Raw genomic sequence first — 11,167 nt, 5'->3', positions numbered from 1 at the left:
AGAGAATTGATATGAAAAAACGTTTAGAAGAAATAAATTATCAAATAGTGGATAAAGTAGGGAGAAGACAAGACTTTAACTCACATTGGCGATTTCTTTATGGTGATTTTAAAGAATTGGAAAAGGTCGATTTTGATGATAGCTATGCACAAGAAATAACTCTACCACATGATTTTAGTCGGGATCAACCTTACACCAAAAATGGAGAAGCCGAAAGTGGTTATAAACTTGGTGGAATTGGTTGGTACCGAAAAGGATTTTGGATAGCACAGTCTCTTAAAGACTGTCGCATTTGTCTAACCGTTGAGGGAGCCTACTTGGAAAGTCAAGTATTTGTAAATGGTTGTTTAGTTGGAGAACATCTCAATGGCTATTTGGCCTTTACGTATGATATTAGTGATTTTGTTACTATCGGGGATAAAAACACCATTGCTATTCGCTGCCATAACCCGATTCCAAATTCAAGGTGGTACTCCGGTTCAGGACTCTACCGTTCAGTGACACTCTCAGTAATCCCTTTCGACCATATCAAAGAAGAATCAGTACAGATTGATTGGACCAATCAAGAAGAAGTTGTGACAAGCCATCAGCCTTTACAGTTGGAAATATCTGGCACTTTATCTGATTTAAAAGAGGTAGCAGATTTCAAAGACTATCAGTTAATGCTTGATATTTGGAGCTTAAATCGCTCAGGAAAGAGCGGTCGAAAACTTATTCAAGGATTGTATCCCTTAAAGGAAGCTATCAGAGATCACTCATTTCTACTATCACTCAATATAGTTGGTATTGAGCTCTGGTCACCAGAAACCCCTAACTTGTATCAATTCAGGTTGTCTTTATTAATAAATCAAGATGTAAAAGATGACATAACAATCGAAACAGGCTTTCGAATGATTCAAAAGAAACCTAAGCGCGGACTATACCTTAATGGACAAGCTTATAAACTAAAAGGTGTTTGTTTGCATCATGACCAAGGAGGTTTAGGAGCATGTGCCTATCCTGATGCAATTGAACGTCAATTAGTGCTCCTAAAACAAATGGGAGCTAATGCCATTCGTTTGGCCCATAATCCAAGTGCTCGCATTATTAAAACCTTATCCGATAGACTTGGTTTCTTAGTGATTGAAGAAGCTTTTGATACCTGGTTATATGCAAAAAATGAGAATATATTTGATTTCTCAAGATACTTTACTCAGCCTCTAGGAAGGCAAAATTGTCATTACTTGCAAGCTAAAGTAGATAGTCGCATGACATGGGGCCACTATATTTTACAAAATATGATTATCAAAAGTAGGCATCACCCTTCTATATTGGCTTGGTCTATCGGAAATGAATTATTGGAAGGCTTTTCTGGCGATGTGTCATCTTATCCAGAGATACTTAACCAATTACTGGAATGGGTATTAGAAGTTGACCGTCATCATTTTATTACAATTGGTGATAATAAGGTGAAAGATCCTCAATTTGTCTGGTATAAGGTGATTGAAAAAATCATGGATAATCTGAGTCAAGTTGAGGGTAATCTGTCATTGATTGGTTTAAATTATGCTAAGGGTAAGGACTATGATTGCCTACAAGTCCAACACCCAACTTGGTTTTTATATGGTTCAGAAACAGTTTCAGCAGTCAATTCAAGATCAGTCTATCACCTTAAGCATCAAGAGCAAAGCACTTTGTATGAATTGACTTCTTATGATCAGTCGACAGTGGAATGGGGAGATTTAGCAAGTCAGGCTTGGTATGATGTTATTACTAGAGACTTTGTCGCAGGTGAATTTGTTTGGACAGGGTTTGATTATCTAGGGGAGCCAACTCCTTGGAATAACATTGCTCCAGGTGTAACAGGAACATGGCCGTCACCCAAACACTCTTATTTTGGCATTATTGATACAGCAGGATTTCCAAAAGATTCTTATTATTTCTACCAAAGCCAATGGGCAACACAAGCAACATGCTTACATCTGTTGCCCATTTGGGATGAAAAGGTCATTACTCAAACAGCAACAGGTCACGTTGACGTAGTTGTTTATAGTAATGCCGCAAGTGTCAGACTTTTCTTATTTGATCAAGATGGGCAGAAAAAAGACCTCGGAGAAAAGCATTTTTCAAAACGGGAAACGACAAGTGGACACACTTATCAGATCCTTCAGCCCGAAGAAAATCACTCAATAAGTGGACAAAACTTATATCTTACTTGGCAAGTTCCTTTTATAAAGGGGCAACTAAAAGCAATTGCTTACGATGACAAAGGCCGAGTAATCTCTGAAACAACTGGTAGAAATCTTGTAAGAGGATTTGGTCCAGCACATCATTTACAAGTAAGAGAAGAGGCCATTTTAAGTGGTAATCAAAAAAGAAAATTACTGTATCTGGTCATCAATCTAATGGATAGAAATGACGAAATAGTCCTAACTGATGATTGTCTGGTTCATGTTTCAGTCAGTGGTCCGGCTGAATTGATTGCTTTAGATAATGCAAATCCAATTGACCACAGTTTCTATAACGTGGCAGATAAGAAGACTTTTAAAGGAAAACTGTTAGCTATTTTACGACTTAATGGCCAAGCAGGCCAAATAGAGGTCACTGTATCAAGTAAGGGTAAAACATCAGCTAAGTTTAACAAACCAGTGAGAATTTTGGAAACTAGCCAATTAGCTATACCACCTCTTGCTAAACTATACCAGGAATTGGGACCTTTAAAATATGAACAAGGTGTCCTTTCTTTTGATGCTAAAACAAATGAGAACCAGTTTACGAAGTCAATTAATCCTGCCACTATTTCAAGTCAGCAAACCCTCAACTTACTTGTTAAGAGTGGTGATGATATTATCCTACCACAGTATTTTCAACCAGTGGCTACTAATGGGAAGTTGCTCTCCTTGGTGTTACCTATTCAGTGGGATTTTTCAAGAACAAAGGATTCAACCTATTTTGGTCGTTCTGTCCATCTCAATCAAGAAGTTCACATTCAATTGACTGTCTATTTTAAAGGAGTTAGTTATCAGTTAAATCAAGATATCAGTCAAATGGCCAAAACAGAGCTAGTTAAGACTGGCACGGGGGATAGTCTGTTGCGCTACCAGTATGATACTGTCCAAAATATTGCAGCAATCAGTCTTAATGACCCATCAAATCTAGAAGAAGACGTTTTTCTTCGTTTATATCTGTCAAAATCGCAGTGTTCTTATCATGTTAATTTAAAAGAACTCAATAAAAAAGGTTCCTATTACTATTTTGATAAAGCCTATCCAGCAATGATGGTTACGCTTCAGTTTGCGAAAGGAAAGAAAGTAAAGTCAGAACACATAGGTATATGGACAGTAACAGCACTCTAAATTGTAGTTACTAATGAGACAGAATTATCCTTTAAAACGCTAGATTTCTTAGGAATCTAGCGTTTTAAAAGCCCCTTTAGTAATTTTAAGTTTTCAGCTGTTTAAATAATGCAGGATGACTATGTCAAAGAGTCTGTCACATTGGGGATTGGGGATATGATTAAATAATATAAATTTTGTTATTTTTTTAACTAATCATCTGAATCACAAAAAATAGGATATAATATAAGGGTATGTCAACTTTTGCTTTAGATATCATCACATTTCCCTTATCTATTAGTGTGTATCGAATGCTTAATAAGTGATTCAATATCAGCTAAGATATTAGGTTAAGATGGATTGTATTGACATCATACAATGGCAATTTAAAATAAAATTAATAAAGGAGTATCCATGAAAAATAAATTCTTACCGACAATTGGCTCATTATATGTCAATTATATTTTTCAAGGTATTGCAACAATTATCATTTCCCAAAACATGAGCTTATTCCAAGACAGATGGCATTCGTCAATTAGTCAAATTACTTTAGTCATCAGTGCTGTTGGATTTGGTCGGATTTTAAGTATCAATTTAGCAGGTCTCTTATCTGATGCCTTAGGCAGACGTAAAGCTGTTATTTTAGGGGCTCTCTCCTATGTCATTTTTTACTTAGGACTCGTCTTTTCTCCGTCATATCTTTTAGCATTTGTCTTTGCCATTTTTGCAGGAATTGGCAATTCATTTTTAGATACAGCGACCTATCCCACTGTGGTTGAGGCTTCAGAGAGTCATCAAAATAATGGGGCCTTAAGTGTCCTAAACAAGTCCTTTATCTCAATGGGGCAATTTTTACTCCCTATTATCACCAGTTTTCTAATTAAACAGCATTTATTCTTTGGCTGGACCTTCTTAGTCTCGGCTGGTCTACTTCTTGTGAATTGTCTCTTTTTAGCGCGTCTACCATTTCCTGCAATGTCTAGTGGCGAAAAAGCTAATAGCTTGCCGGCATCAAATTCTAAAGAGCACGTGACTGTCTCAGCTAATGGAGCTAAGTTTGCCATAGAAGGTATTTGTCTCCTTGTATTCTCACTGGTCTCAGTTTCCTTATTTAATATTTTTATCATTTGGGTGCCAACTTTTGCAGATCAAATAGTTGGAGTGTCTAAAACGAATAGTTTGATGTTTGTCAGTCTTTATAGCATATGTTCCTTTACCTCTGTCTTTTTAACCTCGGCTATTATCAAAAAGGGAGTTAATGTTGTTCACTTCATCATTACTTGTACAACCTTGACTGCTCTAGCCTTAATTACCATGTTAGTCTTACCAAATATGATAACCTTGATTTTAGCAACAGTTGCCATTGGCTTTTTTGCAGCAGGTGGGATTTGGCAACTTGGACTGGTTGTCCTTCTTGAATTTTTCCCAAATCACAGGGGTCGGATTACCAGCTATTACTCATTAGCAACCTCGCTTTCTGTTATGGCAATTCCATATCTTACGGGGATTCTTGCAGAAAAGAACATTGAGTTAGTTTTCGTTTTATTAGCCGCTTTGGCTATTTTAGGAAGCTTGGTTCAAATAATTGTTTCTTATCGCTACAACAAGGTTTTTCATAGTAGCGCAGCTATTAACAACTTATAAAAAGAAAGGGTCCGATCATGTCAGAACGTTTATCCGGTCACACTTTATTGATTTCGTTGATTGCCAATCCTATCCGTCACAGTTTATCTCCAAAAATGCATAATGAATCCTTTGCTAAACTTGGCTTAGATTATGCCTATCTGGCTTTTGAAGTTGATAATGCTGAACTTGAAGATGCTGTGGCGGGTATTCGAGCATTAGGGATTCGAGGCTCCAATGTTTCCATGCCAAACAAACAGACCATTATTCCCTATTTGGATGAACTGTCGCCAGCAGCTGAGCTAGTTGGTGCTGTTAATACAGTTGTGAATAAAGACGGAAAAGGTCATCTTGTTGGCTACATTACGGATGGAACGGGGGCAGTTCGTGCCCTAGCAGAAGAAGGTGTTGACATCAAGGATCAAATCATTACCTTGGCAGGAGCAGGCGGGGCAGGAACTGCCATTGCTGTGCAACTAGGACTTGATGGCGCAAAAGAAGTGCATATCTTCAACCAACAAGATCAGTTCTTTGCTAATGCGGATAAAACGGTTGACAAGATTAATCAAATGACTCAAACCAAGGTCACACTTAGTGATATAGCAGATCAAGTAGCTTTTAAGGAATCTATCGCGAAATCAAGTATTTATATTGATGCAACTGGCGTTGGGATGAAACCATTGGAGAAGCAAAGCTTGATAACTGATCCGCAAGTGATCCGGCCTGATTTAGTTGTTTTTGATGTCGTTTATAGCCCTGCTGAGACTGAATTACTCAAGTTTGCCAAAAAACATGGTGCTAAAAAAGCTATCAATGGATTGGGCATGATGCTCTATCAAGGAGCAGAAGCCTTCAAGTTATTTACTGGCGAAGATATGCCAGTTGATTATATCCGTGACTTGCTCTTTTGCGACAATTAAGTCAGAACTCATTTTCTTAAGCATTATATCCTCTGGCTATACAAATCAAACGATCAGTTTATTTTAAGCATCCTAGGTTAAACTTTTTGTTATAGCATCACTAAAGAATAAATGCTATGGCATTTATTCTTTTTTTCTGATATGCTTATTACTGTTGACTATTTAAAAAATACAAATAAAAGGATGCTTATGTTTACCAATTTTATTAACTTGATTTTAACTCAGTATGGGATTTATGCCTTTCTGATCATTTTCTTAATTATTTTTGTAGAAACGGGCTTGGTTTTCTTTCCCTTTTTACCAGGAGATTCTCTGCTTTTTATGACTGGGGCTTTTATTGCAAAAAGTGCTTATAATCCAATTCCTTTTCTCATTATTCTTGCTATTGCAGCAATATTGGGAGATTTTGTGAATTATACTTTAGGTAGAAAATATGGCTTGGCTTTGAGAAAAGTTCCCTTCTTTGGGAAATTTATTAAGGATAGTCATATTACTGAGACAGAGCATTTCTTCCAAAAGTATGGTAATATTGCTATTTCTTTAGGCCGTTTTGTTCCTATTGTTAGAACTTTTATTCCGTTTATCTCAGGAATAGGTAAAATGGATCCCAAGAAATTTTTCATCTTTAACTGCATTGGAGGTTTATCTTGGGTCATCATTGGTATTTTATCTGGCTTCTTCTTTGGCAGTATACCATTTGTCAAAGCTCACTTTGAGTTGATTATGTTAGCTATCGTCTTCGTCTCAGTACTTCCGATTATTTTCATGGTCATCAAACGCCAAATCAATAAAGCATAGCAAAAAAAGAGGTTGCCCTCTTTTTTATTATTCTTTTAAATCACGAAAATCAAACTTTTGAACTCATTTGATGGGACAAAAGACTATATATCAATCAGTTAAGGGAATTATTAAAACAGCATAAAGTTATTGTATCTTTATTTTAATTCAATAATTTGCATCGCGTTAACAAAATTGAATTGATAAGAGGTGCTTAATTATTTTATGATAATAGTAATGATTAAAATGGAGGATTTTTCGTGAATAAGAATCACATAAAATATGGAAAATTTGGAATATCACTTGTTGCTGCAAGTGTTCTTTTATTGTATACAGGAACGGTTAGAGCAGACGACCCTTTAGATTATCCTTCGGAAGTGATACAAAAAGGAAGTGACTCATTGTCGGAGTCAAATTTGCAAACAACACATTCACAACAAAGCGACTTAACAGATGCGAATCAAACCACTGAAAGAGAAGTGAGCAATCATTTAGAAGAATCACCAGTTGCTTCAGATTCAGATAAGTTAGGCAGTATTGGTGATGACTTGGGCAGTTTTGAAGAGAAACCTTCGAGACAAGTGCAAACTAAATCCAAAGACTATTCAGATCTTCCAGAAGCATATAAAAAAGAAGTTACTGGCATAGAAAACTCGCTTCTTGCACTCAATGACCCAACAAAGGTTAAAGAGTTACAAAAAGAAACAAAAAATGGTTTGGGAACACTCGTTTCAGTCATTGATGTTGGTTTTGATATCTATCATTCTGCGTTTAAACTAGACAAAGGAACAGATTCATCTAAACTCGCTGTTCAAAAAGAGGGATTTGAAAAACTCAAAGAGAAAGAAAACATTGATTATGGGCAATGGATAAATGATAAAATTGTATTTGCTTACGATTATAGTAATCAAATTAACATTTTGGGGCCAATTGATAAATCAGCTATTAATCCAAAGGAAATTGAACATATTAATCACGGAACTCACGTAGCGGGAATTGTTGCAGCAAATAGTGAAAAAATAGCTTACAATAACTTCTTTGTAAATGGTATGGCACCTAATGCTCAACTTATGTTGATGCGAGTTTCTCCCTTAGCAAAAAACACTACTAATAATAAAGATAAATTTGCAAAGGCATATGCAAATGCTATTAAGGACTCTGTACGATTAGGTGCTAAAACAGTTAATATGAGCTTTGGTCGGTCAGCAGATTCATGGCTAGCGTTACATTCAGATGTGAAGGAAGCCATTCAATTAGCTAAAGAACATGGCGTTCTATTAGTTGCGGCAGTGGGAAATGATGGTGCTTTTGGGAAAGGATTTGACAATCCATATTCCAAAAATCCTGATTTTGGTCAGATTAGTAGTCCTGCTATTTCCAATGATATTTTAAGTGTAGGTGGTTACGACTCCAAAAAATCAGTTAGTCAAGTAGCCAGTGTTAATTCTGATGGAAAAGAGTGGAAGCTTCCTTTATTATCATCAAAAGCTTTCGATAAAGATAAAGAGTATAACATTGTATTTGTAAATACTGGTAGTGAGCAAGATTTGGTAGGGCAAGATCTCAATGGGAAAATTGCTTTAATAAAACGGACAGGATCTGTAGGATTAGCTGATTTTAGACCTACACTTGAGCGACTAAAAAAAATTGGTGCAAGTGGTATACTGGTTGCAAATAATCGAGAACACCAAAGTAACATGTTAATTCCCTATACAGATGTCCCACTAGGCTTTATTAGTTTTGTAGATGGCCAAAAATTAGTAGAAGCTAACAATAGTCAGATTCGTTTTCCTCATAAATTTGAAGTAATTGACAATGCAGGGGGCGACCGTATGATGGTAGAATCAAGTTGGGGATTAAATGCAGAAGGACAAATAAAACCAGATATTGTAGCACCTGGTTTTGAAATTTTATCAACCATTTCTAAAGATACATACGAAACATTATCTGGTACAAGTATGTCCACTCCTCATGTTTCCGGGATAATGGCCATGTTACAGGCCCAATTGGCTAATAAGTATGCAAGTCTTAACTTATCACCTGAAAAACAATTGGAGTTGACGAAACATATTGTGATGAGTTCTGCAAGAACCTTATTCAATCCTGAAGCAAAAGCATATTACTCTCCTCGTCAACAAGGAGCTGGGGCTATTGATGCAGACAAAGCCTTCAAGGCGGAATATTATCTAACGTCTGAGGATAATCAAGCAAAAGTAAATCTTGGTAAAGTAACAGATTTGCTTACATTTGTAGTCAGAATTCATAATCTGAAACAAACAAAGAGTGAACTTTACTATCAAACCAATCTTTTAACGGATCAAGTTAAAGAGGGGAAATTTGCGTTGCAATCGAGGTCTTTAAAGGATAGCGAATGGAAAAAAGTGACCGTTTCAGGACCATATACTGACCTTACTCTTACAATTGATGCTAGTGACTATACTGAAGAGCTTTTGAAACAAATGCCAAACGGCTATTTCTTAGATGGTTTTGTACGTTTCAAAAAAGGAAGTCAGGATAGTCAAGAATTAATGAGTATCCCCTTCCTTGCATATAGAGGAGATTTTGCGAATTTACCAGCCCTAGAGGATCCCATCTATAGCCAAATGAAAGATGGTACTTTTTATGAAAAGACGGTAAAAGATGGTTTAGAGAATCAATTAGACTATGAAAGTTCAATTGGTGGTTTTGGGGAAGAAGTAAAAACGAAAAATAACTATACTGCTTTAGTAACTCAAGTGACACCATGGTTTTTAGCTAATGTTTTAAAAGAGGGAATTGATCCCTTTGAGAGTGCTTATAGCGAGGAGTTACCTAAGGATATTGTATTGGGAACATATGCAAAAAGTCTTGACGAAGAAGAACACTTTACATTAGATCTGGATCAAGATGGAAAACCTTACTTTGCTATTTCTCCAAATGGAGATAATAATTTTGATTACCTCACACCTCAAGCAACATTCCTGAGAAATGTTAAGACTATTTATGCTCTTGTTTTGAATGAAAAAGGAGAAGTTGTTTGGAAGAGTGACCAAGTAGATACCTACTCAAAGAACTATGCACAAGCTGAAGGTCATCACAAGATGGAAAAATTAGTTTGGAATGGTAAAAATCAACTAGGTGAGAAAGTTAAAGATGGCCTATACACTTACCGTATCCTTTATACGCCTGTTGTAGAAGGGGCACTAGAACAACATAAAGAATTTAATGTTATGGTAAGTACGCAGACACCAGATCTACCTAAAAGTGCTCATTATGATGAGAAAACTGGAATTGTGACGGTAGGTCAAATAGATTCTAAAAAATTAGTTCCGCATTACCGTACTTTTATCGCTTTTGATTATGATCAAAAGGGAGATAGTGAAATGGGTGATGGTATGACTTATAAATTTACGAAGTACTTTTTTGCTAATGAAAATGGTCAGATAATACTTCCTAAAGAAGTGACATCAGATGATAACAGTGTGACTGCTTTAGTTAGTTTGGATAAATTGACTTTAGTTGTTGAAGATAAGGCGGGGAACTTTAATAGTATTTTGCTAACTGACTTGCTTAATGCAACAAAAACAAAGCAAACTGAACAAGAAAAGTTGCAAGAAGACAAAAAAGAAGAGCAGCAATTAGAAATGGACTCTAACCACGCTAATTCATCTGCTCATAAACCCTTACAAGAGTTTATTGCTGACAAAAAAGTCAATAGCCCTTTGGAAAAAATGGGACGGCCACTTAAAGAGTTGACAGATGACAAGAAGGAAGACACGGTCAATAACTTGGCTCAAAAACCTGTCAAAGTCCTATCAAACATAAAGTCTAATTTACCAGAAACAGGACATAAAGACAGACAATTTGGTGTGATTGTGGCAAGCATACTCTTAGTCCTAGTCTCTCTATTTTGGGGTAATAAAAAAAGAAAAACATCAGTGACTAAAGATATAAAATAGCATTTTAGATAGTAAATAAATAAAAATAAAACCTTAACCGAAATAAGCAAACCAGTTAATTACCTGTACTTCAGATAATTGACTGGTTTGTTTTTATTTTAAATTTAAACCTCCTAAGCCGAATTGAACCAACACAAAAAATAACAGCATTAGTCTAGTTAACACTTTAGTTAGAAAATAAGTGGATTACTTTAGGAAAGCTATTTCATTGAAAGTCTATCTCATTTTTGTCAGCGACAATTAATTTTATGCATAAAAGTTAGGAGATAGACTTGTCCTATAAATAATAATTTTATATACTAAAATAGAGAATTCAAGTTTTTGTTTTTTTGTGCTATTTTAGTTTAGATGAATAGTTGAATCAAAGCATTTTTAATCTTTTTAAAGTTTACGATTAGTTATGTTTGAGTATTTTTTTAAAACAAGAACTTCTTTCAGGACTGATTTAAATAAAAATAATCTGAACAAAGAGGAAATAACCATTATTTGTTATACTATTTTTCAAAAAAACTTATCCGTAAGGGCAATGTTTTAATGGCAGATTAGCCTTTTTTTGATACAAAATTATTGTAACTATCTATAGGAAGAATATGCA

The 11,167-nt window shown here is 35.6% G+C and carries 5 protein-coding genes; all 5 read left to right on the top strand.

The genetic code is table 11. The annotated features are described in order from the left end of the window. The first annotated feature begins 11 nt into the window (after positions 1–11). Entirely contained in the window at positions 12–3,335 is a 3,324-nt protein-coding gene (locus ACVRZD_RS08030) for a glycoside hydrolase family 2 TIM barrel-domain containing protein (RefSeq protein ID WP_052128118.1), read from the top strand. Positions 3,336–3,728: 393 nt separating this feature from the next. Next, positions 3,729–4,958: an MFS transporter gene (locus tag ACVRZD_RS08025; protein ID WP_037625237.1), complete on the top strand. Its 1,230-nt coding sequence runs from the start codon at positions 3,729–3,731 to the stop codon at positions 4,956–4,958. Positions 4,959–4,975: 17 nt separating this feature from the next. Then, positions 4,976–5,857, top strand: coding sequence for a shikimate dehydrogenase (locus ACVRZD_RS08020; protein ID WP_037625239.1), 882 nt, complete (start codon positions 4,976–4,978; stop codon positions 5,855–5,857). Between the two features lie 189 nt (positions 5,858–6,046). Continuing rightward, positions 6,047–6,655: a VTT domain-containing protein gene (locus ACVRZD_RS08015; protein ID WP_037625326.1), complete on the top strand. Its 609-nt coding sequence runs from the start codon at positions 6,047–6,049 to the stop codon at positions 6,653–6,655. 239 nt (positions 6,656–6,894) lie between these two features. Beyond that, positions 6,895–10,572, top strand: a complete 3,678-nt coding sequence (locus ACVRZD_RS08010; protein ID WP_155274936.1) for a S8 family serine peptidase — start codon at positions 6,895–6,897, stop codon at positions 10,570–10,572. Positions 10,573–11,167: the final 595 nt, after the last annotated feature.

It is taken from the genome of Streptococcus hongkongensis (assembly GCF_053206145.1).
Note: the sequence above shows the minus strand (reverse complement) of the source record. Positions and strands in the feature narration are given on the sequence as shown.

Bases quoted from the DNA above. Each gene is read 5' to 3' on its own strand.
- ACVRZD_RS08030 (WP_052128118.1), top strand. From the start codon at position 12: ATGAAAAAACGTTTAGAAGAAATAAATTATCAAATAGTGGATAAAGTA.
- ACVRZD_RS08025 (WP_037625237.1), top strand. From the start codon at position 3,729: ATGAAAAATAAATTCTTACCGACAATTGGCTCATTATATGTCAATTAT.
- ACVRZD_RS08020 (WP_037625239.1), top strand. From the start codon at position 4,976: ATGTCAGAACGTTTATCCGGTCACACTTTATTGATTTCGTTGATTGCC.
- ACVRZD_RS08015 (WP_037625326.1), top strand. From the start codon at position 6,047: ATGTTTACCAATTTTATTAACTTGATTTTAACTCAGTATGGGATTTAT.